The sequence below is a fragment of the Microbacterium sp. AG790 genome (genome assembly GCF_003634765.1).
Classification (GTDB): Bacteria; Actinomycetota; Actinomycetes; order Actinomycetales; family Microbacteriaceae; genus Microbacterium.
Genome location: NZ_RBWZ01000006.1, coordinates 88,846 through 113,942 on the forward strand (window position 1 = coordinate 88,846; position 25,097 = coordinate 113,942).

Below are 25,097 nucleotides of genomic sequence, written 5' to 3' on the forward strand. Positions count from 1 at the left end.
CGCCGGAGGCAATCGGCCGAGAACAGGCGGAATCGCGGCGAGTCGGCCTGCGCCGGTCAGATTGCCTGCGCTCGCTCAACGGCCGGGGGTGGGTGGGGCCGGGGCGTGAGGCTTCCCCGGTCGTTGAGCGACGAGCGCAGCGAGGAGTCGAAACGCGTCAGCTCTCGGTCGTGACCTGCGGCTCTTCGCGCAGCCCCTGGGCCATGCCGCGGCCGGTCGCCTGCCCCTGGATGACCTGTCGCAGGTCGATGCCGGTGGCCGCCTGGATCGCGTCGAAGCTCGCCCGCATGCTCGAGGCCGACTCCGCCGCCATGTGGCTGGACGCGCCCTCGCCGCCGAGCACCGTGATCGAGCCGACCTTGTCGAAGCCGCGTGCGAACTCGGTCATCATCGGCACGAGGGCCTCGAGCGCGCGCTGGGCGAGCAGCGCCTCCTGGTTCTTCGACAGGGCCTCGGCTTCCGCCTCGATCGCCGACGCACGGGCTTCTCCGACGAGGCGCACCGCGTCGGCCTCGGCCTGGGCGCGCAGACGGGTCGCCTCCGCCTCCTGAGCGGCGATCTGGGCGCGCGCCTCGGCCGCCTTGACCTCGCCGTACGCCGCGGCATCCGCCGCGCGCTGGCGCTCGTAGAGGGACGCGTCGGCAACCTTCTTGATGTCGGCATCCAGCTGGGCCTGCTTGTTCTCGGCGCCCTGCAGCAGCACCGCCTGCTCGCGCTCGGCGCGCGCGAGGGCCTCGGCCTGGTCGGCCTCGGCGCGGGCGCGACCGACCTCGGCGGCGGCCGCGGCGGAGTTCTTGTCGAACGCGGTCTGCTCGACGAGGTTCGCCTCCTCGGTGGCGATCTGGCGGGCACGCACCTCGCGCGCCGCGTTGATACGGGCGACCTCGGCCTCGCGGCGCACGCGCTCGACCTCGGTGGCGCCGAGGGCGTCGATGTAGCCGTTCTTGTCGGTGACGCCCTGGATCTGGAACGAGTCGAGGATGAGACCCTGCGCGAGCAGGTCGCTCTTGATGCCCTCGGCGATCTGGTCGGACAGCTTCTGGCGGTCCTTCATGAGCTGCTCGACGGTCAGCGTCGCGACCACGCCGCGCAGCGCACCCTCGAGCTGCTCGGTCGTGAACTGCTCGATCGCGCCGTCCTGCGAGAGGAAGCGCTCCGCCGCGCGGCGGACGAACTCGGGGTCGGAGCCGATCTTGACCAGCGCGACGCCCGAGACGTTGACGGTCACCCCGTTGGAGGCCTGCGCCGTCGGCTCCATCTTGATCTGACGCGCCCGCAGCGAGATCATCTCGGCGCGCTGCGTCAGCGGGTTGACCAGGGCGCCACCGCCGGTGATCACCGAGATGCGCGACGATTCGCCGCTGGCGCTCTTCTGACTCTTTCCCACGATGACCAGGGCCTGGTCGGCCTTCGCGACCTTGTACCAGGCGCGGACCATGATGAGGAGGAAGACCAGGAGGATGACGGCGGCGACGACGGCGATGCCGACGATCACCAGTGCTCCTCCGGCGGCAAGAATATCCACGTAACGAACCCACTTCCTTTGTGCTGCCGATGTCCTCCGACCGTATCGAATGCGACGGACGGATGCCGAGGACAGCGCGGATCTCGGGATAACCCCCTCGGCGGCGGTGCCGTCCGCCCCCTACGCTGGTCGCATGACGACTCCGCAGTACCCGCAGCCCGCGGCCCAGCCCGGTCCGCAGCCGATGAACCCGTCCGACGAGAAGATGTGGGCGACCCTGGTCCACGTCGGCGGCATCTTCTACTTCCTGCCGTCGCTGATCGGATACCTCGTCCTCAAGGACCGCGGCCCGTTCGTGCGGGCGCACACGGCCGCCGCGCTGAACTTCCAGCTCACCATGCTGATCGCGTCCCTGGTCGGCACCGTGCTCTCCATCATCGGCATCGGACTGGTGATCCTTCTCGCCGTCTACGTCGTGAACATCGTCTTCTCGATCATCGCCGCTGTGAAGGCGAGCCGGGGAGAGTGGTACACCTACCCGCTCTCGATCTCGTTCGTCAGCTGACCCGCGCCCGCCCACGCCCCGCCGAAGCATGATCGTCGCACTGATGGACGCCCCCCTGTGGCTGGGGATGACGGTCTTCTGCGTCGGCTTCGTGGGCCTGTCGTGTCTGATTCTGCTGGCACTGCGGCGGTGGGTCGCGCGCATGGCGCACGATCAGTCCGAGTGGGATCGCGTCCTCAGCTACGCGGTGGGCGCCTATGGGGTGTTCTACGGTGTCACCCTCGCGCTCATCGCCGCCGCCTCCTACTCCACGTACGCCGATGTGGACCAGGTCGCTCTCGATGAGTCCTCCTCCATCGCTGTGCTGTATCGCTCGGCGGAGGACTTTCCCCAGCCGCAACGTGCCGAGCTCCGCGACGCCCTCGTCACGTACACGCGCAACGTCATCGAGGTCGACTGGCCGCAGCAGGCGCAGCTCATCGAGCCGGTGAGCGGGGATGCCGACGTCACGGCGATCCAGCGGGCGATCACCGGTTTCGTCCCCGCCGACGCGCGGGAGATCAATGTGCAGGCGCAGACGCTGCAGTCCTTCGAGGCGTTCGTCGGACAGCGGCGCGAGCGGATCGAGGTGACGGATCTCGGCCTGCCGAGCATCCTGTGGACGGTGCTCTGGGTGGGGGCGCTGCTGAACGCGATCCTGCTGTCGCTCATCCAGGTGCGAAACCTCCGCATCCACCTCATCATGGCGGGGCTCATCGCCGTCTTCGTCGCCCTGCTGCTGTACGCCATCGCGGGCTTCGACCGCCCCTATTCCGGGCCGATCTCCGTCACACCGGCCTACTACCAGTCGCTGCTGGACGGCCTCTTCCAGCGCGTCCCCTAGCGGCATCCGCGGCGACGACGCTGCCTCTACCACGCGCAGGGCACATTCGGCGAGGGCGCCCGCTGTCGGGCGAGGCGGGTCTATCGTTTTCCAGTGACCTCGACCGATTCCCTCCCCGCCGGCACGTTCTCGATGAAGAGCCCCTACGGGCGAAGGGCCGCGGCGCTGTCGGTCGCGGCCGCGGTTGGCGGGTTCCTGTTCGGCTTCGACTCGTCGGTGATCAACGGTGCGGTCTCCTCCATCGAGTCCACCTACACGAAGGACGCTCTTCTCACCGGTTTCGTCGTCGCGGTCGCTCTGCTCGGCTGCGCGCTCGGCGCGATCATCGCCGGAGCGCTCTCCGACCGCTGGGGCCGGCTGCGTGTCATGCTTCTCGGCTCCGCCATGTTCCTCGCCAGCTCGATCGGCTCGGCGCTGACCTTCAGCGTCGCCGACCTCATCGTCTGGCGCGTGCTGGGCGGTATCGGCATCGGCATCGCGTCCGTCGTCGCCCCCGCGTACATCGCCGAGGTCGCGCCGCGCCAGGTGCGCGGCAGCCTCGCTTCCCTGCAGCAGCTCGCCATCACGATCGGCATCTTCACGGCGTTGCTCAGCAACGCCGTGCTCGCCGGCGCCGCCGGCAGTGCCGACAACGTGCTGTGGTGGGGCCTCGAAGCCTGGCGGTGGATGTTCCTCATCGGTGTCGTGCCGGCTGCCGTCTACGGCATCCTGGCTCTGACGATGCCGGAGTCTCCGCGTTTCCTGCTCGCGAAGGGGCGAAACGACGAGGCGCGAGCGATCTTCGAGCGACTCGTTCCCGCCGCCGACCTCGACAAGACGATGAACGAGCTGATCAGCAGCATCGAAGACGACCGCAAGAACCGGAGCGCCTCTCTGCGTGGAAAGGCGCTGGGCCTCCAGCCCGTCGTCTGGATCGGCATCCTGCTGTCGGCCTTCCAGCAGCTCGTCGGCATCAACGTCATCTTCTACTACTCGACGACGCTGTGGCGGGCCGTCGGATTCGATGAGAGCAACTCGCTGCTGATCAGCGTCTTCACGTCCGTGACGAACGTGCTGGTGACGCTCGTCGCGATCTTCCTCGTCGACCGGGTGGGACGCAAGCCGATCCTGATGACCGGTTCGCTGATGATGACCCTGTCGCTGGGCACGATGGCGGTGGCCTTCGCGTTCGCGCAGACCGTGGACGGCGAGGTCACTCTGCCGGGTGCGTGGGGTCCGATCGCGCTCGTGGCCGCCAACCTCTTCGTCGTCGGGTTCGGCGCCTCGTGGGGCCCCATCGTGTGGGTGCTCCTCGGCGAGATCTTCCCCAGCCGCATCCGCGGCAAGGCGCTCGGGGTCGCGGCGAGCGCCCAGTGGATCGCGAACTTCCTCGTGTCGTGGACCTTCCCCCAGCTCTCGGCGTTCTCGCTTCCGTTCACCTACGGCATGTATGCGGTGTTCGCGGCACTGTCGTTCGTGTTCGTGCTGTGGAAGATCCCCGAGACGAAGGGCATGGCGCTCGAACAGAGTGAGACCCTCTTCGTCCGCAAGCCGAAGGCTGCCGCGCGGGCCCGCTGACTCCGCCCGTCCGGTCACCCGGTGACGGTGCGAAGCGTCCGCTCGGCGACCCCCACGCTCACCCGCTGCCCCCAGGAGAGAACCAGTCGGTCGTCCTCCATACCGTCGCCGAAGGCGACGAGCCGGTCGGACTCGACCCGAAGAGTGAGTTCGCCGTTGTCGAGCCGGCCCGCGAAAAGATCGGCACCGGTGCTCGGCGATGGCCACGCTTCGCGGACGAACCAGGCGAGCGCGCTCTCGGTGGGAGTCGGAAGGGGAAGCCGTGGCGCCTGGATGCGGGCGATCGAGGCGCACCACCCGGTCGACCCCGTCCCCGTGCTGACGATGACGCCCGACGACGACTGCCGTTCGCTGCGGCCGTCGACCTCCAGCGTGTAGCGGGCGGACTGGTGGCCGGGCTGGCCGATCATCACCTCGTTGAGAGCCGTGAGCGACTGACCGTCGTCGGTGCCCACCTGCACCATGACGCGTTCGCAGACGGCGGCCGTTCCCTCGGATGCCGCAACGGCGAGAGCCACGCCGGCCGACGGTGTGTGCGGCACGAGCACGCCGGGATTGACGCCGGGGAGGGGGTCGATGCCGATGACGGGTTGGATGCCGAGGTACTTGGCGGCATTGGCGACGAGCCCGTCCTGCCCGACGACGAGGACGACGTCGTCGGGCTCGAAGACGAAGCGGGCGAGCTCGCTGCGCTCCACGGAGGCTCGTCGCCAGTCGACCGGGAGTCCCGCGGAGACGTCGGCCAGGGCGGTGCGGGTGCGCTCGTGGCGCTCTTCGACGGCGGCGAGGCTCTGGCCCCGCTGATCGAGGAAGAAGGCGACCTGGCCGCGTGTGCCGTGCCGGGCGAGCAGTTCGGTGAGCTCGCTCGCCCGGTGCACGATGACCGCTCGAGGGGCGGTCATCTCAGCGTCCCGTCGCCATGGCCGTCTGCGCGGCGGCCCGACCGCCGAGGCGTCCCACGAGGTCGGTGAGCAGGTCGGGAGTGACGGTCAGGTGGTCGATGCTGGGGAGGTTGCCCGCCAGCTCGCGCATCGCCAGGGCGGTCAGCACCTCGACGGGCACGTCGCGCAGCGCCGCCATGCGTGCCTGTTCGGCGGCGCCGGCCGCCTCGCCCAGCGCACGGTCGGCGTCGGCCCGCGCCTGCGCGTTCGTGCGGATGCGTTCGGCCTCGGCATCCACGGCGATCGCGGCCGCCGCGGCCGCCTGCTCCGCCTCGATGCGCGAGTTGCGTCCCCGCGCCTGGACGAGCTCCTCCTGGCGGCGGGCCAGTTCGACCTGGTTGGACAGCTCGTTCTCGCCGATCGCGGCCTCGCGCTCGACCGCGAGGGCGCGGCGGGCGAAGGTGGCCTTGTCGGCATCCTGCTGGATCGCTTCGCGGGCGGGGGTCTGCAGGGCACGCTCGACGTCGGGCTCGGCGCGCAGCAGCGAGAACCGTACCCCGACGATGGCGATGCCGAGGTCGGTCAGGCGCGCGTCGGCGGCCAGCATGGCGGTCGCGGCGGCGCCGAGTTCGGCGAGGTCGGCGCGCAGCGCGTTGTCGAGGGTACGCGGCTGCAGCAGGTGCACGACGGCGGCGGTCGTCGCACCGTGCAGGGGAGCGGCGATCGCGTCGAGCGGCTGCTCCGTCCATGTTCCGGTGGTCAGATCGATGGAGAAGTCGATGCGGCGGGCGGCGAGTTCGGGATCGGTGATCCGGTACGTCGCCGTGACCGGCGCCGACAGCTGCTGCAGGTCGGCGGTGCGCAGGCTCACGACGACCGACAGCTCGCGGTCGTCGAGCGGCACCTCGCTGATCGCGGCATCCAGCGGGCGGAACCAGAACGCTTGCCCCGCGCCGGTGTGGCGGATGCCGCCGCGGCGGAAGTGGGTGACGTGCATCGTGGGTGTCGTGCTCAGGTGGCGGACGAAGGGGCGGCGGGTGATGGTGGCCATGATGTCCTCTTTCTCTCGTTAATGTCATTTTGACGATAACCCCTCGTGGCATTTATCGTCAAGATGACGATTTGAGGTAGTCTGAGCGCGTGGACCCCTTCTCCTTCGCGGTCGCGGCCGACCTCGTCGTGCTGACCATCCGCGACCGCGCGCTGCATGTCCTCCTCGTCGAGCGCGGCATCGAGCCGGCGGCGGGGATGTGGGCGTTGCCGGGTGGCTTCGTCCTCGCCGATGAGGATGCCGAGCGTGCCGCATACCGGGAGCTCGCCGAGGAGACCGGGGTGACCAGCGGCGTGCACCTCGAGCAGGTGCGCACGTACAGCGCGCCGGATCGCGATCCGCGCGGACGCGTCGTGACGGTCGCCTGGTTGGCCCTGGCGCCCGATCTGGGTGAGCCGGCGGCCGGGTCGGATGCGCGCTCCGCCCGATGGTGGCCGGTCGCGGATGTCGAAGGCGGCGTGCTGCCGCTGGCGTTCGACCATGTCGCGATCTTCGCCGACGCCCTCGAGAGGGCGCGCGCGAAGCTCGAGTACTCGGCGCTCGCGATGGCTTTCTGTCCGCCCGAGTTCACGATCGCGCAGCTGCGCGCGGTCTACGAAGCGGTCTGGGGAGTGCCCGTCGACCCGCGCAACTTCCACCGCAAGATCACCGGCGCCGCCGGATTCGTCGAGCCGGCCGGCGGCATGGCCCGCGACGGTGGTCGTCCCGCGCAGCTGTTCCGTCGCGGCCCCGTCGGCCAGCTGCAGCCGCCGTTCACCCGCCCGGAGCGCTGAGCGGCCGGGGCGCCGCGCGGGCGGTCAACGGATTCGGAGAATGTGAACGGATGCGGATGCCGGCGCGCGCGGCATCCGATTCTGTTGACCTGATCCGAATCCGCGACGCGGAAGACGACGCCCGCCGGCGTCGGCCTCAGCCGTCGAGCGGGCGGCGGGCGACGAGCAGCATGTGCGTGTCGGGCCAGTCCAGCGGCTCGTCGTCGAGCCCGAGGAGGGATGCCGCGGGCGCGAACCGATTTTCCACGAGCCAGTCGTTGCGCCGCGGCCCCGAGCGCTCGTCGATCTCGAGCCCCACCGATGCGACCAGCTCGCGCCAGTCGGCCCAGGACAGGGCGCAGAACTGCTCGTGCATCTCCGACAGCCAGTTGCGCGTGTACGAGACGGTCTCGAGGAACTCCATGGCATCCGCCAGACGCAGCTCGATCGTCCGCTCGTCGCGCACCTCGTACTCCCACGCGGCGCCGCTGAGCGCGCGGAAATCCTGCGCGAACTGGGCGACCCGGCTGCCGACGGGCACGGCGTCGAGGGATGCCGCGACCTCGTCGTTCGAGCCCGACAGCGCGCGCGCGGGCGTCGTGACGTCGCCGTCCTGCATCCGCAGCCGCACGATGCGATCGGGATCGGCCGGTCCGCAGACATCGGAGTTGATCCACACGCCGCCGGGAACGGTGTGGTCGGCGATCGCCGACGCGAAGGCCTGAAGCGACGGCATCCCGTCGCCGTAGGAGAAGATCTCGTGCGTCAGCGCGAAGCTGAGGGTCGTGGCGATGCTGCGCGCGGGGAAGAGGCGTCCGGCGAGGATGTTGCGGCGGTAGAAGAACGTGTTCGGGTTCGCGAACGCGCCCTCGGACTTCTTGTGCTCGCAGGCTGCGAACAGTTCGGGGGCGATCTCGACTCCGATGAGATCCGACTCGGCCAGGGCCGGTTCGCGCGACGCGAGCTCGAGCATGGCGCCGGTCGCGCAACCCAGGTCGACGATGCGGCCGGGCACGATCCAGGGGCGCGCCTGGGCCCACTTGCGCTCCGCGGCATCCTCGAACGCGCGGCTGTAGGTGCGGTAGTCGCGCGTCTGGGTGAGCCCGCCCTCGTCGCCGATGACGGGATCGGCGGCGATCTCCTGCGCCTGCGTGGCGAGCCCGTAGCGGTCGACGATGTCCAGGCTCGCCGGGTGCGCGTCTGCGCGCCAGTCATCCGAGCCGGCCATCAGTTCGTCCAGCAGCTGCCAGGGCGTGCGCGGCGCGTCGGAATGGTCGCGCTCCATCGGCGCGATGCGATACCCCAGGCCGCGGTACATGTCGGCGACCTGCGGCGTCGAGGTGGCGATGATCGCGGTGTCGGGCGCGGGGATCACCCCCTGTGCGCTCGCGTACCCGATCTCCTTCAGCGTGATCTCGGCGAACCGGGGCGTGGGGGCGACGTCGACGACCGGCACGACGATCGAGGGGATCCGCTCGACGTGCGCGAGGATCTCGATCGCCGCCTCCCGCCGGTGCCCCGGGAACGGGTTGCGGCGCGTCGCGGAGTGGTTCGCGCTCGTGACCGCCCAGACGACGACGGCGTCCTTGGCGACCGGGATCGGCTCGCCCGCCTCGTCGCGTGCGGCGCCGGCGAGCAGCTCGCCGAGGTAGGTGGCCTGGAACCGCGTCAGCAGGTGGTGGCGTCCCGGGACGATGATGTGCTGGATCTCTGGCCGAGGTGCGCTCACCCGTCCCACGTTAGTCACGGGCCGGCCGGGAAGCCGCAGCGGCGGAAGACTAGACTCGACGGATGCCGGAACTGTCGGCATCCACACCCTTTTCGCATTCGCGACACGACCATTGGAGCCACCTGTGGCCGAGCAGTCCCGCCTCGACAAAGTCATCGCCCTCGCCCGTCACCGGGGTTTCGTCTTCCAGGCCGGGGAGATCTACGGCGGATCGCGGTCGGCCTGGGACTACGGCCCCCTCGGCACGGAGCTGAAGGAGAACATCCGTCGCCAGTGGTGGCAGACGTTCGTGCGGGGACGCGCCGACATGGTCGGCCTCGACTCGAGCATCATCCTGCCCAAGCGCGTCTGGGAGGCCTCCGGGCACGTCGCGACCTTCACCGACCCCCTCGTGGAGTGCCTGCACTGCCACAAGCGCTTCCGCGCCGACAACCTCATCGAGGACTTCGAGGCGCGCAAGGGCCGCGCCGCCGAGAACGGTCTCGCCGACATCCCCTGCCCGAACTGCGGCACCAAGGGTCAGTACACCGAGCCGAAGGCGTTCTCCGGTCTGGTGAAGACCTACCTCGGCGTCGTCGACGACGAGTCGGGCCTGTACTTCCTGCGCCCCGAGACGGCGCAGGGCATCTTCGTGAACTTCTCGAATGTGCTGACGGCGTCGCGCCGCAAGCCCCCGTTCGGTGTGGGTCAGGTCGGCAAGGCGTTCCGCAACGAGATCACCCCCGGCAACTTCATCTTCCGCACCCGCGAGTTCGAGCAGATGGAGATCGAGTACTTCACGCCGCCCGCCGAGGCGCAGGAGTGGTTCGAGCACTGGGTGGAGGCGTGCTGGAACTGGTTCGTCGACCTGGGCGTCGACCCGGCGAACATGAAGCGGTTCGACGTTCCCGAGGAGGACCGCGCGCACTACTCCGCCGGCACGATCGACGTGGAGTACCGCTTCGGCTTCCCGGGCAAGGAGTGGGGCGAGCTGATGGGCGTCGCCAACCGCACCGACTACGACCTGAAGAGCCACTCCGACGCGTCGGGGCAGTCGCTCACCTTCTTCGACCAGGCGTCGGGTGAGAAGTACACCCCCTTCGTCATCGAGCCCTCGTTCGGCCTCACCCGCGCCATGATGGCCTTCCTCGTCGACGCGTACCGCGAGGAGGAGGTGCCCAACGCCAAGGGCGGCACCGACACTCGCACGGTGCTTGCGCTGGATCCGCGCCTGGCGCCCGTCAAGGTGGCCGTGCTGCCGCTGTCGCGCAACGAGCGCCTGTCGCCGCTGGCGCGCGAGGTGGCCGACGATCTTCGGGCTCAGGGGTGGAACGTCGACTTCGACGACGCCGGCGCCATCGGTCGTCGCTACCGCCGTCAGGACGAGATCGGCACCCCGTTCTGCGTCACCGTCGACTTCGACTCGCTCGATGACCGCGCCGTGACCGTGCGCGACCGCGACACGATGGCGCAGGAGCGCATCGCGCTCGACGCGCTCGTGGGCTACCTCGGCTCGCGCCTGCGGGGCGCCTGAGCCTCGGCATCCGCCGATCCGGGCCCCGCGCCCCGCGCCGCCGCCGCGTCGCCGCCGCCGCTCCGGTCCGCGAGACACCGGCACCGCACCGAGATGCGCGTTGTGCACCGGTGTTTCGGTGCGCCGCGCGTGTCTCGCGGCCAGGGGCACGCGGCGGAGCGCGAGAGAACGGCTACCGTGGAGGTATGGCATCCGGCGCATCCGAGTCCACCCTCAGTATCCGCGACCTCGACACGCTCGACGAGATCTTCGCCGCCCACCGGGTGATCGTGGAGATCTGGGGAGGCCGCGACCCCATGCCCGCGCCGCTCATGCGGGCGCTGCAGTACTCGGGCAACTACGTGGTCGGCCTGTACGACGGCGACCGCATCGTCGGGGCCTCCGTCGCGTTCTTCTCCCCGCCGGAGCAGCACGCCATGCACTCCCACGTCACGGGCGTGCTGCCGGAGTACCAGCGTCGCGGGTTCGGACGCCTGCTCAAGCAGCAGCAGCGCCAGTGGGCGATCGCCCGCGACATCGGCACGGTCACCTGGACCTTCGACCCGCTCGTGCGGCGCAACGCCCACTTCAACGCCAAGACGATCGGCGTGCGTTTCGTGGAGTACCTCGTCGACCAGTACGGCTCGGCCTACGACGGCGCCGAGCTCGACCAGAACGGCCAGGGTGTCGACAGCGACCGCCTGCTGGTCGCGTGGGCGCTCGCGTCCGCTCCGGTGCGTGAGCCGGATGCCGCGGACGTCGTGACCGCGGTGCAGATCCCCGAGGACATCGAGTCCCTGCGCCGCAGCGACCCGGCCGAGGCCGCGGCGTGGCGTCTGCGCGTGCGCGAGGAGATGCTCTCGCACTACGGCCGCGGGCTCGTCATCGGTGGCTTCGACGACGAGCGCGGCTACCTGTTCGTGCAGGGCTGAGCCCGCGGGCTCGCCGCGTTTCGACTCGCTGCGCTCGCTCAACGACCGGGGGTTCCGCGGCGTTTCGACTCGCTGCGCTCGCTCAACGACCGGGGGTTCCGCGGCGTTTCGACGCGCTGCGCTCGCTCAACGACCGGGGGTTCCGCCGCGTTTCGACGCGCTGCGCTCGCTCAACGACCGGGATGTGCGCAACTTCCGGTCGTTGAGCGACGAGCGCAGCGAGGAGTCGAAACGCGCCTCGCCGGCCGTCAGCCCTTCGCCGCGGCCTTCGCCGCCTTCTTGAACTCGCGCACCTTGGCGAGCGACTCGGGCGAGACGATGTCGGCGACCGAGCGGTAGGAGCCGTCCTCGCCATAGGCGCCCGCGGCCTCGCGCCAGCCGGCGCCCGTGAAGCCGTACTGCTTGCCGAGCAGGGCGAGGAAGATCTTGGCCTTCTGCTCGCCGAAGCCGGGAAGGGCCTTCAACCGCTTCAGCACGGTCGCACCGTCGGGGTCGCCCTCGGTCCACAGAGCCGCGGCATCCCCGCCCCACTCCTCCTCGAGCGTCTGGCAGAGGGTCTGCACCCGACCGGCCATCGAGCCGGGGTAGCGGTGAACCGCCGGCGACTGCTGGAAGGCGGCGACGAGGGCGTCGGGGTCGTAGCCGGCGATGGTCGCGGCATCCACGGCGCCGATGCGCTCCTGGATCTTCAACGGACCGCTGAACGCCGTCTCCATGGCGACCTGCTGGTCGAGGAGCATGCCGATCAGCAGCGCCAGCGGGTTCTCGGTGAGCAGGGTGTCGGCGGCCGGGTCGTCGGTGATGTGCAGGCTCATCCTCCGAGTGTGTCACCCGCCGCGGCGATGATGGTTGACTGGCACGGATGAATGGGCGCGCGGCACCCCGCCGGGGACTGGTCGTCACTCTGCTGGTCGGGGTGCCGGTGCTGGTGCTCCTGGTCTGGCCGCAGGCCCTGGGCCTGCAGCGGATGCCGCTCGTCGCGCAGGCGGTCGCGTTCCGGTCGGTCCTCGCGCTCGGCCTCGGCGTGGCCGCCGTCGGCGTCGCCGTGGTGGCGGTGCGCCGCCGCCGGTGGGGCGTGGCGGCGGCACTCGCGATCGTGCTGACTCTCGCTTCCGTCGGGAACGGCGCCATCGTGCTCATCCGCGGCTCGGGCGGTTCGCTGCCTCCGGGAGAGCTGACCGTGATGGTCTGGAACACGCAAGGCGGGGCGACCTCTCCGGCGGAGGTCGCCGACGTCGTCCTGCGGGTGCGTGCCGACATCGTCAGCCTGCCCGAGATGGACGAGGACGCGGCGGCGGAGGTGGCGCGCCTGGTCGGCGAGGGCGGGCTCGAGATGACGGCGGCAACCACGCGCGGCGACGACGACTCGTGGATCCCGACGTCGCTGCTCGTCGCGGATGCGCTGGGCACCTACGTGCTCGACCGGTCGGCGGGGTCGACCCCGGGGCTTCCGAGCGGCGTGTGGCGGCCCGACGGTGACGGCTCCGCCATGGAGGCCCCCACGATCGTCGCGGCCCATCCGGCTCCGCCCCTGCGGGAGAGCATGGACGACTGGCGCAGCGGGCTGCAGTGGCTCGCCGCCCGCTGCGACGAGCCCGACGTGATCCTCGCCGGCGATCTCAATGCGACCGTCGATCACCTCTCCGGGCTGGGTGAGGGCGAGGGGCTGCTCGGCGGATGCCGCGACGCGGCGTCCCTGACCGGCGCCGGGGCCGTCGGAACCTGGCCGTCGACGGTGCCGACGTGGCTCGCGTCGCCGATCGACCACGTGCTGGTGGGATCGTCGTGGCGTGTGCTCGGTTTTCAGGTGATCACCGACACCCGCCCGGGCAGCGACCACCGCGCCGTCGTCGCGGTCATGGGCCGTCGCTGAGCGCATCACGGGCGCCGACGAGCGCGTGACAGCGCCGTGACAGCGCCGTCGCCCTCGTGACAGGGGTGCGACAGTGCCCCCGGCGCACAGTGGATGCCATGACCACTTCCACCTCACCATCCACCCTCGCGGTGCGCGCGGAGGGCCTCGTGAAGGTCTTCGGCGACAACCGCGCTGTCGACGGCGTCGACCTGGCCGTCGACGCCGGCACGGTCTACGGCGTGCTCGGACCCAACGGGGCCGGCAAGACCACCACCATCAACATGCTCGCGACGCTGATGCGTCCCGACGCCGGTCGCGCCGAGATCTTCGGCCACGACGTGATGCGCGAGCCGAACGTCGTGCGCCAGCTCATCGGCGTCACCGGCCAGTTCGCGTCGGTCGATGAGACGCTGTCGGCGACCGAGAACCTCATGATCTTCGGCCGGCTCCTGGGTCTGTCGCGCAGCGAAGCCAAAGCCAAGTCCGAGGACCTGCTCGAGCGCTTCTCGTTGACGGATGCCGCGCGGCGGCCCCTGAAGAAGTTCTCCGGCGGCATGCGGCGACGGCTCGATCTGGCGGCATCCCTCCTCGCGCAGCCTCCGCTCATCTTCCTCGACGAGCCCACGACGGGTCTCGACCCGCGCACGCGCGGGCAGATGTGGGACACGATCCGCGAGCTCGTCGCGACCGGTTCCACCGTGGTGCTCACCACGCAGTACCTCGACGAGGCCGATCAGCTTGCCGACCGCATCGCCGTGATCGACCACGGGCGGGTCGTCGCCGAGGGCACCGCCGACGATCTGAAGGCCTCTGTCGGCACCTCGTCGCTGGTCCTGCGGATGTCCGATCCCGCCGACGCCGATGACGCCCTGCGCGCGATCGGCCAGGTGCTGGGGGTTCGCGGCACCCTCTCCCCCGAAGCGGCGCGCATCACCGCACCCATGACCGACCCGGACCGCGTCACCGACCTGCTCATCACGCTGCGCGAGGCCGGCATCCACCTCACCGAGCTGAGCGTGCAGAAGCCGACGCTCGACGAGGTGTTCCTGACCATCACGGGTCGACCGGCCGATGCCGACGAATCCGACTCCGCGTCCGTTGACGCCCGCACGGAGGTCCGCGCATGACCACCACCCTGACCCCCATCACCCCGGCATCCGAACGCCGACTCTCCAACCGCACGAGCTTCAGCCAGACGGTGGAGAACACCCTCACGATGGCCTACCGGGGCCTCGTCAAGATCCGTCGCACGCCCGAGCAGCTCGTCGACGTGACCGTGCAGCCGATCATCTTCACGCTGATGTTCGCCTACATCTTCGGCGGCGCGATCGCCGGCAACGTCGAGAGCTACCTGCCGGCGCTGATCCCCGGCATCCTCGTCCAGACCGTCATCACCACCTCGGTCGTGACCGGGACCCAGCTGCGCGAAGACATGGACAAGGGTGTGTTCGATCGGTTCCGCTCCCTGCCGATCGCCCGGATCGCGCCGCTGTCGGGCGCGCTGCTGGCCGATACCCTCCGCTATGCGATCGCGACGACCATCACGTTCGTGGTCGGCTTCCTGATGGGGTACCGCCCGGACGGCGGCATCGGCGCAGTGGCCCTGGCGGGTCTGCTCGTGATCGTCTGCTCGTGGGCGATCAGCTGGATCTTCGCGTTCTTCGGGGTCATCGCGCGGACCGCGTCGAGTGTGCAGGGCATCTCGCTGCTGGTGCTGTTCCCGCTGACCTTCCTGTCGAACGCGTACGTGCCGATCGACTCCCTCCCCGGCCCGCTGGCCTGGATCGCGAGCGTCAACCCGATCTCGCACCTCGTGACCGCCGTGCGCGACCTCGCGAACTCCGGGGTCATCGCCGGCGACTTCTGGGCGTCGCTGCTGGGCGCCGCCGTCATCGTCGTCGTGTTCGCACCGCTCACGGTGCGCGCCTACATGCGGAAGGCCTGAGGCGCGTCCAATCGATCGACCAGTGCGGTGAGGTCCGCGGGATCGGATGCCGCGGCATCCCGCCCCGCGGATCTCACCGCATCGCGCACGGGCAGGGCGATCGGGTCGCTGAGGTCGGCGCGCCCCCGGAGCCGGTCGGCCTCCGCGAGTGCCGCCGCCGCGTCGGGGAGGCGATCCGCCGCCAGGAACCATCGGGCGAAAGCGACCGCGACATCCGACATGATCGGCTGATCGCCCGTCCGGACGGCGACCGGCGCGGCGCGGCGCAGAGCATCGGCGGCCGCTGCCGCGTCGCCGGTCAGCAGCAGCGCCAGGGCGCGCTTGCTCTCCTGCCACGCCGCGACCTGTGCAGGAAATCCCGCCAGCGCCTGCTGCTGTTCGAGGCTGCCGGCGCGCTCCAGCTCGCGCAGTGCCGCAGCCCCGTCGCCGCGCACCAGTTCGAGCGCGGCCGCCGTCGCGGCGGCCTGCGCGACGGCACGCTCCGAGCCGTCGGCCTGAGCGCGGGCGAGCATCTCATCGACGCGCTCGCGGGCTTCGGTGTCGTGACCGAGTCGGAGCAGCAGCGAGACCGAGAGCGCCTGTTGCTGCAGCAGATCGCTGACGGAGGTCAGACCCACGAGGGCCTGCGTCGACTCGTCGGCGATGCGCAGCGACTCCTCGAGACGCCCCTGCAGCATGAGCCACTCCGACCGCATCTGGCTGGCCAGAGCCGTGCCCCACGCATCGCCGAGGCGCCGGAAGGCATCCAGCGCGCGACCGCTGGCCTCGCCGAGCGTATCGATGTCGCCGTTGTTCTGCGCGGTGGCCGCGTTCATGACCGCAGCGAACGCCCGGCTCCATGCGGGACCGTTCGACAGCTCGCTCTCATCCAGCCGCAGGTACGTCGACCACGGTTCGTCTCCACGCCGCTCCTGGCGGGCCCGCAGCGCTCCGCGCAGGACCACCGGCAGGATCGCCGCCAGCTCCGAATCGTGACCCTGCGCCGCGTCGGCGATGCGCGCGACGCTCTGCGCGGACAGGTGCGCGGTCGTCGGGTCGAGCATGGTGCGCATGAGCATCGCCATGGCCGCCACCACGACGTCGGCTTCGCTGGCCAGAGCGTCCGCGGGGCCTGCGGTCGCGTTCAGCACGGACGTCAGCAGGTCGAACCGCTCACGCAGCTGCCAGATCCACAGCTGCGCCCGCGCGAGGCGCACCTCCAGCTCGCCGCGGCCGGCGCAGAAGCGGGTCGCCGCGGCGAGGTTCTCCTCGTTGGCGTCGAACCAGGCGATGGCCGGGCGTGCGTGTGCCGTGCGCAGGGCCCCGTCCTGCGCGAGCGCGAGCTGCGCCATCACGGTGGCCTGGCGCTCGCGGGCGAGCTCCAGCCGGCCCGATCGGTGGAGCGCGTCCAGCCCATACTCGCGCACCGTCTCCAGCAGCCGATAGCGGCCGCGCGAGCGTTGGACGAGCGAACGGTCGACCAGGTCGTCGATCGCCGTCTCGCGGAGCCCGAACGCTGCCGTGACCTCCCGGAGGTCGCCGGCGGAGATGCCGTCGGGAAAGACGGCCAACGCGAGAAGTGCATCGCGTTCCGGTTCGTCGAGCAGGCTCCAGCTCCAGTCGATGACGGCGCGCAGCGTCTGATGACGCGGCGCCGCCGTGCGAGGTCCGCGGTCCAGGAGCGCGAATCGATCCGCGAGGCCATCCTCGATCTCGGCGATCGACAGCACCCGTGCCTTCGCTCCGGCCAGCTCGAGCGCCAGCGGCAGCCCATCCAGGCGGCGTGCGATGCGGGTGACGGCCCCCTTCTCGCCGGCCTCCGGCGGGTGCCCGCGGGCGGCGCGGATGCGCGCAGACAGCAAGGTCACGGCATCCTCCTCCGGCAGCGAACCCACGTTGACGAACGCCTCGGCGGGAACCCCCAGCGGCTCACGGCTCGTGACCAGCAGCCGCAGGGCCGGCGCCACCCGCAGCGCCTCGGTCGCCACCTGGGCGGCATCGGCCACGACGTGCTCGGCGTTGTCGAGCACGAGCAGCAGAGGCCGGCCGGCGAGGGCGGCGAGAGCGCGCTCGCGGGAGCCCTGGGCCTGGCCGACGGTGCCGTCGGACAGGCGCACGCCGCGTCCGAGAGCGGTGGCGACGGCATCCCAGACTCCGCCGGCATCGGCCGGTGCCAGCTCGACGAACACCGCGGGCGAGTGACGGCGGGCGATCTCCAGCGCGAGGGTCGTCTTTCCCGCACCGCCGGGGCCGATCAGGGTGAGCAGCCGCTCATCGCTCAGCTGGGCCTCGGCGAGGGCGATCTCGTCGGCCCGCCCGATCAGCGGCGTCAGCGCCGCCGGAATGCGCTCGCCGCCCACGGCGCCTGCCCCGACGCGCGCGTGGTCGCCGCCGGCGAGACGCTCGGCGTGCGCCCGGTCTTCGAGCAGATCGCGCCGCGCCCAGTCGAAGTCATCCGGAACCCACGGGTCGGCCGTCCAGAGGCCGAGCGCATCGCGCGCCAGTGCGGCCGCCCGTGCCGGGTCGTCCGCGCGGCGAGCCGCCGCCACGAGATCCTGGAAGCGGGTCAGGTCGATCTCATCCCGGCCGAGCGTGAGGCGATAGCCGCCGGACACCGCCTCGATCGCCTCAGAGCCGAGGGCGCGGCGCAGTCGAGAGACGAGGGACTGCACGGCTGCGCGCGGATCATCCGGCGCATCGACGGGCCACAGGTCGTCCGACAGCGCGCGCACCGACACCGCCGCGCCGGCGTCGACCGCGAGACGGAACAGCAGGCTCTCCTGCCCCCGACCGCGCGCCGGGAGAGTCCCGGCATCCCATGCCGGTCCGCCGAAGTAGGTGAGCCGCACGGCTCCACTCTAGGTGCGAGGCGCCGCACCTCTTCCGGCGCATGTCCGTGGCCCGGTGCAAGGATGGGGGCGTGTCCGACAAGCCTGCAGCCGACCTCGCCGACCGTGCCCGCACCACCCGGGTCGTCGTCATCGGCGGGGGGATCGCGGGTCTGGTCGCCGCCTGGGAGTGCGCCCGCATCGGCATGCCCGTCACGCTCCTCGAGCAGGCGCCGCGGCTCGGCGGCCGGATCGAGACGGATGAGCTGGACGGCATCACCGTCGATCTGGTTCCCGAAGCATTCGCGCTCTCGGCGCCCGCGCTCGCCGGCCTCCTCGACGAGCTGGGACTGCGCGCCGAGGTCGAACCGGCGCGCGACGGCTCGGTGGGGGTCGCTCTGGCCGCTCCCGGCGGCCCCCGCGTCGTCACCCTGCCGCCGAACCGCGCCGGGATCCCGGCCAACGTCTGGGCCGAGCCCGTGCGGCGCCTCATCGGCGGGCGAGGAGTCTGGCGCGCCTACCTCGATCGCCTGCGGCCGCCGCTGACGATCGGTCGCGAGCGGAGCCTGGGTGCGCTCGTGCGTTCGCGCATGGGAGCGCACGTCCGCGACCGTCTGGTCGCCCCGCTGACGCTGGGCACGTGGGGCGTCGACCCCGACAGGATCGATGTCGACCTCGCCGTCCCCGGCCTGAGCGCCGCGTTGACCCGCGCGGGATCGCTCGCCGGTGCCGTCGGCCAACTCCTGCCGGACGACGATGCCGAGGCGAGACGCCCGCGCCGTGCGCGGCTCCGTGGGGGGCTCACGCAGCTCGTCACCGCCCTCATCGAGCGACTGCTGCTGCTGGACGCCGACCTGCGCGTGAACGCCCGCGCGGGCAGCCTGACGCAGACGCCGGACGGCTGGCTCGTCCATCTCGCCCCCGCCGACCCCGCTGAGCCGACCGACCCCGCTGAGCCAACCGACCCGGCTGCCGCGGGAGAACCCGCCCCGCCGCTGCCCGCGGATATCGTCGTGCTGGCCGCCGGCGCGGCGACCTCCGCCGCCCTCGTGCGCGATCACGGCATCGTCCTCGAGGCTGCGCCCGTGCCCGTGCGCGACGTCGTGACCCTCGTGATGGATGCCGGGACCGCCGCCTCCGACGGTCCCGCGACGATCTATCCCGTGCCGGGAGCGATGGCGGCGGCATCCGTCATCGACGTCGGCTCCGCGTGGGCGGGTGTGCGTGCCCAGGCCGGGCCCGGTCGGCGGGTGCTTCGGCTGACCTTCGATGCGGCACCGGCGGACGATGCCACCGACCTCATCGCACGCGCCGCCGCCGACGCTGCGCAGTTGTGGCCCGGAATCGGAGGCGTTCGCGCGGCCGCGCAACGGCGTGCGACGCTCGCACCGCCGGCATCCGTCCTCGGTCACGCCCAGCGCGCCGCCGCGACCCGTGCGGCGATCGGTCGTCGGCACGGTCTCATCGCGGTCGGCGAGGACCTCGCCGGCGGCGGCGTGTCCGCCATCGTCGCCGACACCCTCGCCGAGGTGGAACGCGTCCGCCACGAGGTGCTGTGGGGCTCCTCCTAGCACACGGCCCTCTTCAGGGACAGCCCCGTGACCGGAGGATGCCGGAATCGGAATATTGCGACTACCCTGGAGTCACGAAGCACTCCCGGCACGGACGTGAGGAGACGCCATGAAGGGCAAGATCGGAATCGTCGTGGGACTCGCCGCGGGCTACGTGCTCGGGTCGCGCGCCGGCCGCGAGCGCTACGAGCAGATCAAGGCGGGATACCTCAAGATCTGGAACACCGCCCCGGTGCAGAAGCAGGTCGCCGCCGTCAAGGACCTCGGCAAGAGCGCCGCCCTGGCCCTGCCGAGCGCCCTGTGGGACGGAGCGGTCAAGGTCACCCGTGCGGCGAGCCGCAACGGCACGCCGGGGCAGAAGCTCGACTCCGCGATCCGCGCGGGCCGGGCCTCGGCCGACGAGGTCACCCGTGGAGCGGAGAAGACGGCCGCAGAAGTGAAGAAGGCCGCCGACAAGGCCGTCGCGGACGCGAAGGCCGCGGCCAAGAAGGCAGCGGACGACTGACATGGCGACGCCTCGGGGATTCCGCGACCGCGCCGATGACAGCCTGCTGACTCTCGTCGGCGAGGTGCCGGAGCTCGTCCGCAACCTGGTGGTCGCCGAGATCGACTCGGCCAAGACGTGGGCCAAGAAGGCGGGCAAGGATGCCGGCATGGGTGGCGTCTGGTTCATCGTCGCTCTGTTCTTCCTCTTCTGGTCGCTGCCGGCGCTGGCCGCTTTCGCCATCATCGGCCTGTCGTCGTGGATGCCGGCCTGGCTTGCCAGCCTCATCGTCGTCGTCATCGCGCTCGTCGGAGCCGCCGTGTTCGCGTGGCTGGGGCTCCTGCGTTTCAAGCATCTGAGTCGTTCGACCAACCCCGTCGACGCCGTGAAGGTCGACGCGCGCATCGTGAAGGACGTGGCCGATGAGTTCTGACCAGCTGATTCCGCGCACCGCCGTCGCCCTCGGCATCACCGATCCGGTGGAGAGCGCGCGTGCGGAGTTGAAGGCCGCTCTGGCGGCGATCGAGGTCAAGGCGAACGTGCCCAAGCGGGTCGCGCAGGCCACCGATCGCGGGGTCGCCGACGCGCGTCGCTTCGCGCGGCGCAATCCCACGCAGGCCTCGCTCGCCGTGCTCGGTGCGGCTGCCGTCGTGGGACTTGCCGTCTGGGGAATCGTCCGCGCCTACACGCGCTGAGTGCCCCGTGGGGCGCGCCCGCGCGCGTTCTGACCCGCGCCGCGGGCGCTGTCAACCCCGTGTTCGAGCTATGCGTCGCCCGGGGTATGCTCGTGTCTCAGGCAGCGGCAATGGTGCGCAAGCTGCCGGCAACGACGACCCGAGCCGCGCAGCCATCGCGTTCGTGCGTGCACGAGCGCCGTTGCCGGATGCGCGAAACCGTGCGTCCCGACTGAGCATCACGAAAGTCGAGCATGATTCCTGATCCGCACGCCGCCAAGCCCCTCAAGGGGTGGCGTGTGCTCGTTCCGCGCGGGGGACCCTGGGGCGACTCCGTGGCGGCGACGCTGCGGGCGCAGGGTGCTGTGCCGGTCATCGCTCCCCTCATCAACTTCGCGCCCTCGACCGATCAGGCAACGCTCGAGCAGGCGCTCGCCGATCTCGCCGCCGGCGCTTTCGACTGGGTGACCCTCACCAGCGCCACCACGGTCGACGTCCTCTACGCCTACCGCGCCGTCATCCCCGCCTCCACTCGCGTCGCCGCGGTCGGCGAGACGACGGCCGCGGCGCTCGCCGCGGTCGGCTATCGCGTCGACCTCGTCCCCGACGAGGACAACTCGGCGGCCGGGATGGCCTCGCAGCTGATCGAGCTCGAGCCCGCGCCGCGGCGCATCCTGACGCTGCGCAGCGAGATCGCCAAGCCGGTGCTCACGCGCCGCCTCACCGAGGCGGGACACGACGTGCGCAGCGTGGTCGCCTACCGCACGGTGGGTGTGCCGGTCACCGAGCGGATCGCCCACGACGTCGCGAGCGGCCGTATCAACGCGATCCTCGTCACCAGCGGCTCGGTCGCCGAACAGGTACGGCTGCAGTTCCCGGAGATCCCCGACGCCACCGTGATCGCCGCCATCGGACCGCGCACCGCGAAAGACGCCCGCAAGGTGGGCCTCGGTGTGAGCGCGGTGGCGCGGGAGCAGACCGTCGAGGGGCTCATCACCGCGGTGTCGAACTTCCCCCTGCCGCACGCCAAGGACGAGTTCCACCTCTGACGCGCGGTCCGCGCGCAGACCTCAGCCGAGGATCTGCGCGAGGAAGCGCGCCTGCTCCTCCCATTGGAAGGCCTGACCGCCTTCGTGCTCGTTGAAGTCGTAGACGCGGATCTGCTTGTCGCCGCGGTCGACGTGGTTGTAGGCGGCGTAGACGGTCGAGGGCGGGCACACCGGGTCGAGCAGGCCGACGGAGAACAGCGCGGGCGCACTCAGGCGGCGAGCGAAGTTGACGCCGTCGAAATAGGAGAGCGTGTCGAGCACCCGCTGCGTGGCGCCCCGGTGCACCGACAGGTAGCGCACCACCTCGTGGTACGGCTCGCGGTCGGTCATCCCGATCGCGCGCTCGAAATGGCAGAGGAACGGCACGTCGGGCATGACCGCGACGAGGCCCTCGCTCAGCGCGGCCGCGGCCAGCGTGATGCCGCCGCCCTGGCTGCCACCGGTGACGGCGATGCGCGCCGCATCCACCCGGGGAAGGGTGCGGGCGGCGTCGATGAGGCGCACCGCGTCGGTGAACACGCGGCGGTAGTAGTAGTCCTCGGGTGATTCGATGCCGCGGGTCATGTAACCGTTGGTCGAGGGTCCCGTGCCGTGCGGATCCGGTGTTGCGCCCGGAGCGCCCCAGGTGGATCCCTGCCCACGCGTGTCCATGAACAGATGCGCGTAGCCGGCCGAGGCCCAGCCGAGCCGCTCGGTCGGAAGCCCGCGACCTCCGCCGTACCCGTTGAACTCGATGACCGTCGGCAGTGCCGCGGCGTCGTCGGAGCGTCGGGGCGTGTGCAGCCACGCCTTCACGGGTTCGCCGGCGAACCCCGGGAACGTCACGTCGAACACGTCGATGGTGCTCAGCACGGTCTCCACCGGCTCGACGACGATCTCGCCGCCGACGGCGCGCGACTGCGCGATCGTCCGCGCCCAGAACTCGTCGAAGTCGGCCGGCTCGCGCACCGCGGGACGGAACGCTTCGAGGGCGGGGAGATCGAGATCGAATCGAGGCATCGGGGACTCCGTGTCGGGTGACGCCGGCGCATCGCGGCCGACGTTCCACGATATCGCCCGCGCCGAGACCGGATCGTTGCGGGGCTGTGAGCATCCGCACATGGTCGCGCTGGCAGACTGAAGTCATGGTGACCCTGCTGCTCGATTCGACGCAGCTCGAGGTCGTGCTGTCGGGCGTCGAACGCGCCCTGTCGCGGCGATCGGAGAGCGTGCGCGTCGACAGGTCTCACATCCTCCGGGTGCAGCTGACCGACGACGCCTGGACCTGGCTGCGCGGAGTGCCCAGCCCCGGCACGCAGGTGCGCGGCACCGTCGCGATGGGAACCTGGCGCTCCGCGAGCGGCAACGACTTCGTGCTGGTGCGCCGACGTCGCCCGGCGGTGGTCGTCGATCTGTCCGAGGATGCCGAGTTCGAACGCCTCGTGCTGACGACTCGTCACGGCGTCGCCCTCGTCCAGGCGTTGCGGCTCGACGGCGACGACGCGTCGGACGTCGTCGAACTCGCCGACTCCTGACGGCCGATCAGGCCACGTCGCGGCGCCAGCTCGTCAGGTAGCCGAGGCCGAGGAACACGGCGGCGTACGCCAGCAGCACCACGCCGCCGCCCCACCATGCGAGGGGCACGGCCCCGCCTGCGCCCATCGTCGCGTAGATGCTGGAGCCGACGAGGGCGTCCGATGCCGCGCCGGGCAGGTAGGCGGTCACCCCCGACACGCCGTCGACCAGCGTCGCGACGGTGCGCGCGATGGGCTCGAGAAACTGTGTGAAGGCCAGCACGCCGACGACGGCGGCGACCTGATTGCGCACCAGCGTGCCCACGCCGACGCCGATCAGCGTCCACAGGACGAAGCTCGCCACGATGCGCCCGATCATCGCCCAGGTGTCGGTCTCGCCCAGCCGCGTGTCGATTCCGAACGCCGCGAGCGCCGCTGCTCCGATCCCGACCGCCGCGATGAGCGCGACGGCGGCGTACAGCATGCCCATGACGACTGCGGCGGCCAGCTTGCCGACGAGGGCGATCTCGCGTCGCGGCGTGGCCAGGAACGTCGGCGTCAGCGTCTTGTGCCGGAACTCGTTCGTCACGAGCAGCGTGCCGATGAGCAGGGGGAAGACGTAGCCGACCGAGGTGGCGAGGCTGTAGATGAGCGGAGGAAGGCTCGTCGGCGACACCCGGGCACCGCTCGTCGTGCCGCCGGGCAGCGTGCCGCTCGCGACCGCGCCGAACACGGCGGACAGGCCGCCGGCGGTCACGCCGACATAGGCGAGCAGCACGACGGCGAGAACCCACCACATCGCCGTGGTGAACTGCTTGGTGAGTTCCGAACGGGACGCGTTGACGAGGCTCATCGCGGGTCTCCTTCCTCGGCGGCGACCGTGTCGCTGGGGTCGTCCTCGACCGCGTGGATGTACTCGGCGTCCTCGACGCCCGGCTCTGCGTCCTCCGGCGAGGCCGCGGCCGGAACGGCGGCGGCCGTGAGCGGCAGCGTGAGCGGGTCCGGAGCCGATGCCGCCGGAGCCGCCGGCGTCGGCGCCTGCACCCGTGTGCCGTTCACCAGCTCGAGGAACACCTCCTCCAGCACCGGGCCACGCCGCTGCAAGTGCGACAGGGCGACTCCGGCCGCCGCAGCGATGGCACCGAGATGGGCCGGCTCGGCGCCGCGCACGGTGAAGCCGGAGCGCAGGGGCGTGTACGCGATGCCCGCGGCATCCAGAGCATTCGCCAGCGCCGTGCGGTCGGGGGCATCGATGACCGTCGCCACGTCGTCCGCGCCGACGAGGTCGCCGATGTCGCCCTCGTACACCAGCCGGCCGCGGGAGATGACCAGCAGCGCCGACACCGTCTGCTGCACCTCGGCGAGCATGTGCGAGGACACCAGCACCGTTCGTCCTTCGCCGGCCAGCTGGCCGAGGAAGCCGCGCAGCCACTTGATCCCCTCGGGGTCCAAGCCGTTCGCGGGCTCATCGAGCACCAGCACGCCGGGATCTCCGAGCAGGGTGTACGCCAGGCTGAGGCGCTGACGCATGCCGAGCGAGAAACCGCCCACCTTGCGACCGGCGGCGTCGGCGAGCCCCACGAGGCCCAGGACCTCGTCCACTCGTCCGCGCGGGAGCCCGGCGGCCTGCACGGCGACGGTGAGGTGGCCGGCGGCGGTGCGACCCGGATGGAAGCTGGAGGCCTCGAGCGCGGCGCCGACCGTCTGCAGGGGGTGGCGCAGCTCCGAGTACCGGCGGCCGCCGATGGTGGCGCTGCCCGAGGTGGCGCGCACGAGCGCGAGCAGGATGCGCAACGACGTGGTCTTGCCCGCGCCGTTGGGGCCGAGGAAGCCGGTGACCCGTCCGGGCTCGACGCGGGCGGTGAAGTCGTCGACGGCGCGGACCGCACCGAATGTCTTCGTGACCCCACGGAACTCGAGGAGGTGTCCTTCGGGCATCGTCATCCTCTCGTCATCGCCGACCTTCGTCGGC

At 71.2% G+C, this 25,097-nt stretch carries 24 protein-coding genes; 15 read left to right on the top strand and 9 right to left on the bottom strand.

Annotated elements, in window-relative coordinates; all coding sequences use genetic code 11:
• Positions 1-157: 157 nt before the first annotated feature.
• The gene (locus DEU37_RS01020) at positions 158-1,525 is read right to left on the bottom strand and encodes a flotillin family protein (protein WP_259457089.1); all 1,368 of its coding nucleotides are present in this window, start codon (positions 1,523-1,525) and stop codon (positions 158-160) included.
• 133 nt (positions 1,526-1,658) lie between these two features.
• On the opposite strand from DEU37_RS01020, the gene DEU37_RS01025 reads away from it, so the two are divergent.
• The 3 genes from DEU37_RS01025 (at position 1,659) to DEU37_RS01035 (ending at position 4,410) form a co-directional block, all read left to right on the top strand.
• Positions 1,659-2,030 carry a DUF4870 domain-containing protein gene (locus DEU37_RS01025; protein ID WP_121188856.1) on the top strand — a complete coding sequence of 124 codons (372 nt, stop codon included), beginning with the start codon at positions 1,659-1,661 and terminating at the stop codon, positions 2,028-2,030.
• A 43-nt stretch (positions 2,031-2,073) separates the two neighbouring features.
• The gene (locus DEU37_RS01030; RefSeq protein WP_259457090.1) at positions 2,074-2,853 is read left to right on the top strand and encodes a DUF4239 domain-containing protein; all 780 of its coding nucleotides are present in this window, start codon (positions 2,074-2,076) and stop codon (positions 2,851-2,853) included.
• Positions 2,854-2,985: 132 nt separating this feature from the next.
• On the top strand, positions 2,986-4,410 hold the full coding sequence (locus tag DEU37_RS01035; protein WP_396652192.1) for a sugar porter family MFS transporter: 1,425 nt from the start codon (positions 2,986-2,988) through the stop codon (positions 4,408-4,410).
• 14 nt (positions 4,411-4,424) lie between these two features.
• Here DEU37_RS01035 and DEU37_RS01040 read toward each other — a convergent pair whose 3' ends face one another.
• Positions 4,425-5,312 (bottom strand): NAD(+)/NADH kinase, encoded by an 888-nt coding sequence (locus tag DEU37_RS01040; RefSeq protein ID WP_121188859.1) that lies wholly within the window; start codon positions 5,310-5,312, stop codon positions 4,425-4,427.
• Position 5,313: 1 nt separating this feature from the next.
• Entirely contained in the window at positions 5,314-6,342 is a 1,029-nt protein-coding gene (locus DEU37_RS01045) for an SPFH domain-containing protein (RefSeq protein WP_121188860.1), read from the bottom strand.
• Positions 6,343-6,431: 89 nt separating this feature from the next.
• Between DEU37_RS01045 and DEU37_RS01050 the strand changes: the two genes are divergently transcribed.
• Entirely contained in the window at positions 6,432-7,115 is a 684-nt protein-coding gene (locus tag DEU37_RS01050; protein ID WP_121188861.1) for an NUDIX domain-containing protein, read from the top strand.
• Positions 7,116-7,251: 136 nt separating this feature from the next.
• Here DEU37_RS01050 and DEU37_RS01055 read toward each other — a convergent pair whose 3' ends face one another.
• Positions 7,252-8,823, bottom strand: a complete 1,572-nt coding sequence (locus DEU37_RS01055; RefSeq protein WP_259457091.1) for a class I SAM-dependent methyltransferase — start codon at positions 8,821-8,823, stop codon at positions 7,252-7,254.
• Between the two features lie 124 nt (positions 8,824-8,947).
• Between DEU37_RS01055 and DEU37_RS01060 the strand changes: the two genes are divergently transcribed.
• A complete protein-coding gene (locus DEU37_RS01060) occupies positions 8,948-10,336 on the top strand; it encodes a glycine--tRNA ligase (RefSeq protein ID WP_121188863.1) in 1,389 nt (462 codons plus the stop codon).
• Between the two features lie 185 nt (positions 10,337-10,521).
• A complete protein-coding gene (locus DEU37_RS01065; protein WP_121188864.1) occupies positions 10,522-11,247 on the top strand; it encodes a GNAT family N-acetyltransferase in 726 nt (241 codons plus the stop codon).
• A gap of 248 nt (positions 11,248-11,495) precedes the next feature.
• Here DEU37_RS01065 and DEU37_RS01070 read toward each other — a convergent pair whose 3' ends face one another.
• The gene (locus DEU37_RS01070) at positions 11,496-12,062 is read right to left on the bottom strand and encodes an HhH-GPD-type base excision DNA repair protein (protein WP_121188865.1); all 567 of its coding nucleotides are present in this window, start codon (positions 12,060-12,062) and stop codon (positions 11,496-11,498) included.
• A gap of 47 nt (positions 12,063-12,109) precedes the next feature.
• Here DEU37_RS01070 and DEU37_RS01075 point away from each other — a divergent pair, with 47 nt between their 5' ends.
• The 3 genes from DEU37_RS01075 to DEU37_RS01085 all read left to right on the top strand — a co-directional run bounded on the left by DEU37_RS01075 (position 12,110) and on the right by DEU37_RS01085 (position 15,047).
• Complete coding sequence (locus tag DEU37_RS01075) at positions 12,110-13,120, top strand: endonuclease/exonuclease/phosphatase family protein (protein ID WP_121188866.1); 1,011 nt, start codon at positions 12,110-12,112, stop codon at positions 13,118-13,120.
• A 98-nt stretch (positions 13,121-13,218) separates the two neighbouring features.
• Positions 13,219-14,229, top strand: a complete 1,011-nt coding sequence (locus DEU37_RS01080; RefSeq protein ID WP_121188867.1) for an ATP-binding cassette domain-containing protein — start codon at positions 13,219-13,221, stop codon at positions 14,227-14,229.
• A complete protein-coding gene (locus DEU37_RS01085) occupies positions 14,226-15,047 on the top strand; it encodes an ABC transporter permease (protein ID WP_121188868.1) in 822 nt (273 codons plus the stop codon). The genes DEU37_RS01080 and DEU37_RS01085 overlap by 4 nt, the downstream gene beginning before the upstream one ends.
• Here DEU37_RS01085 and DEU37_RS01090 read toward each other — a convergent pair.
• Complete coding sequence (locus tag DEU37_RS01090; protein ID WP_121188869.1) at positions 15,029-17,875, bottom strand: AAA family ATPase; 2,847 nt, start codon at positions 17,873-17,875, stop codon at positions 15,029-15,031. The two genes, DEU37_RS01085 and DEU37_RS01090, sit on opposite strands and share 19 nt — an antisense overlap.
• 71 nt (positions 17,876-17,946) lie before the next feature.
• On the opposite strand from DEU37_RS01090, the gene DEU37_RS01095 reads away from it, so the two are divergent.
• The 5 genes from DEU37_RS01095 to DEU37_RS01115 all read left to right on the top strand — a co-directional run bounded on the left by DEU37_RS01095 (position 17,947) and on the right by DEU37_RS01115 (position 21,632).
• Complete coding sequence (locus DEU37_RS01095; protein WP_121188870.1) at positions 17,947-19,425, top strand: NAD(P)/FAD-dependent oxidoreductase; 1,479 nt, start codon at positions 17,947-17,949, stop codon at positions 19,423-19,425.
• Positions 19,426-19,534: 109 nt separating this feature from the next.
• Complete coding sequence (locus tag DEU37_RS01100) at positions 19,535-19,930, top strand: hypothetical protein (protein WP_036285681.1); 396 nt, start codon at positions 19,535-19,537, stop codon at positions 19,928-19,930.
• Between the two features lies 1 nt (position 19,931).
• On the top strand, positions 19,932-20,342 hold the full coding sequence (locus DEU37_RS01105; RefSeq protein WP_005047881.1) for a phage holin family protein: 411 nt from the start codon (positions 19,932-19,934) through the stop codon (positions 20,340-20,342).
• A complete protein-coding gene (locus DEU37_RS01110) occupies positions 20,332-20,604 on the top strand; it encodes a hypothetical protein (RefSeq protein ID WP_121188871.1) in 273 nt (90 codons plus the stop codon). Before DEU37_RS01105 ends, DEU37_RS01110 begins: the two co-directional genes overlap by 11 nt.
• A 233-nt stretch (positions 20,605-20,837) precedes the next feature.
• Entirely contained in the window at positions 20,838-21,632 is a 795-nt protein-coding gene (locus tag DEU37_RS01115; RefSeq protein WP_005047876.1) for a uroporphyrinogen-III synthase, read from the top strand.
• A gap of 21 nt (positions 21,633-21,653) precedes the next feature.
• Here the strand turns inward: DEU37_RS01115 and DEU37_RS01120 are convergent, their stop codons facing one another.
• Positions 21,654-22,631 (bottom strand): acetylxylan esterase, encoded by a 978-nt coding sequence (locus DEU37_RS01120; protein ID WP_121188872.1) that lies wholly within the window; start codon positions 22,629-22,631, stop codon positions 21,654-21,656.
• A gap of 125 nt (positions 22,632-22,756) precedes the next feature.
• Between DEU37_RS01120 and DEU37_RS01125 the strand changes: the two genes are divergently transcribed.
• Positions 22,757-23,146 (top strand): hypothetical protein, encoded by a 390-nt coding sequence (locus DEU37_RS01125; RefSeq protein WP_005047872.1) that lies wholly within the window; start codon positions 22,757-22,759, stop codon positions 23,144-23,146.
• Positions 23,147-23,153: 7 nt separating this feature from the next.
• Here DEU37_RS01125 and DEU37_RS01130 read toward each other — a convergent pair whose 3' ends face one another.
• Both DEU37_RS01130 and DEU37_RS01135 read right to left on the bottom strand, forming a co-directional pair.
• The gene (locus DEU37_RS01130; protein ID WP_121188873.1) at positions 23,154-23,978 is read right to left on the bottom strand and encodes an ABC transporter permease subunit; all 825 of its coding nucleotides are present in this window, start codon (positions 23,976-23,978) and stop codon (positions 23,154-23,156) included.
• Positions 23,975-25,063: an ATP-binding cassette domain-containing protein gene (locus DEU37_RS01135; protein ID WP_121189599.1), complete on the bottom strand. Its 1,089-nt coding sequence runs from the start codon at positions 25,061-25,063 to the stop codon at positions 23,975-23,977. Before DEU37_RS01135 ends, DEU37_RS01130 begins: the two co-directional genes overlap by 4 nt.
• Positions 25,064-25,097: the final 34 nt, after the last annotated feature.

Coding starts and splice junctions, on each gene's coding strand:
- DEU37_RS01120 (WP_121188872.1), bottom strand. CDS start 22,631: ATGCCTCGATTCGATCTCGATCTCCCCGCCCTCGAAGCGTTCCGTCCC.
- DEU37_RS01025 (WP_121188856.1), top strand. CDS start 1,659: ATGACGACTCCGCAGTACCCGCAGCCCGCGGCCCAGCCCGGTCCGCAG.
- DEU37_RS01130 (WP_121188873.1), bottom strand. CDS start 23,978: ATGAGCCTCGTCAACGCGTCCCGTTCGGAACTCACCAAGCAGTTCACC.
- DEU37_RS01045 (WP_121188860.1), bottom strand. CDS start 6,342: ATGGCCACCATCACCCGCCGCCCCTTCGTCCGCCACCTGAGCACGACA.
- DEU37_RS01110 (WP_121188871.1), top strand. CDS start 20,332: ATGAGTTCTGACCAGCTGATTCCGCGCACCGCCGTCGCCCTCGGCATC.
- DEU37_RS01075 (WP_121188866.1), top strand. CDS start 12,110: ATGAATGGGCGCGCGGCACCCCGCCGGGGACTGGTCGTCACTCTGCTG.
- DEU37_RS01030 (WP_259457090.1), top strand. CDS start 2,074: ATGGACGCCCCCCTGTGGCTGGGGATGACGGTCTTCTGCGTCGGCTTC.
- DEU37_RS01040 (WP_121188859.1), bottom strand. CDS start 5,312: ATGACCGCCCCTCGAGCGGTCATCGTGCACCGGGCGAGCGAGCTCACC.
- DEU37_RS01080 (WP_121188867.1), top strand. CDS start 13,219: ATGACCACTTCCACCTCACCATCCACCCTCGCGGTGCGCGCGGAGGGC.
- DEU37_RS01085 (WP_121188868.1), top strand. CDS start 14,226: ATGACCACCACCCTGACCCCCATCACCCCGGCATCCGAACGCCGACTC.
- DEU37_RS01065 (WP_121188864.1), top strand. CDS start 10,522: ATGGCATCCGGCGCATCCGAGTCCACCCTCAGTATCCGCGACCTCGAC.
- DEU37_RS01105 (WP_005047881.1), top strand. CDS start 19,932: ATGGCGACGCCTCGGGGATTCCGCGACCGCGCCGATGACAGCCTGCTG.
- DEU37_RS01035 (WP_396652192.1), top strand. CDS start 2,986: ATGAAGAGCCCCTACGGGCGAAGGGCCGCGGCGCTGTCGGTCGCGGCC.
- DEU37_RS01125 (WP_005047872.1), top strand. CDS start 22,757: ATGGTGACCCTGCTGCTCGATTCGACGCAGCTCGAGGTCGTGCTGTCG.
- DEU37_RS01135 (WP_121189599.1), bottom strand. CDS start 25,063: ATGCCCGAAGGACACCTCCTCGAGTTCCGTGGGGTCACGAAGACATTC.
- DEU37_RS01070 (WP_121188865.1), bottom strand. CDS start 12,062: ATGAGCCTGCACATCACCGACGACCCGGCCGCCGACACCCTGCTCACC.
- DEU37_RS01100 (WP_036285681.1), top strand. CDS start 19,535: ATGAAGGGCAAGATCGGAATCGTCGTGGGACTCGCCGCGGGCTACGTG.
- DEU37_RS01115 (WP_005047876.1), top strand. CDS start 20,838: ATGATTCCTGATCCGCACGCCGCCAAGCCCCTCAAGGGGTGGCGTGTG.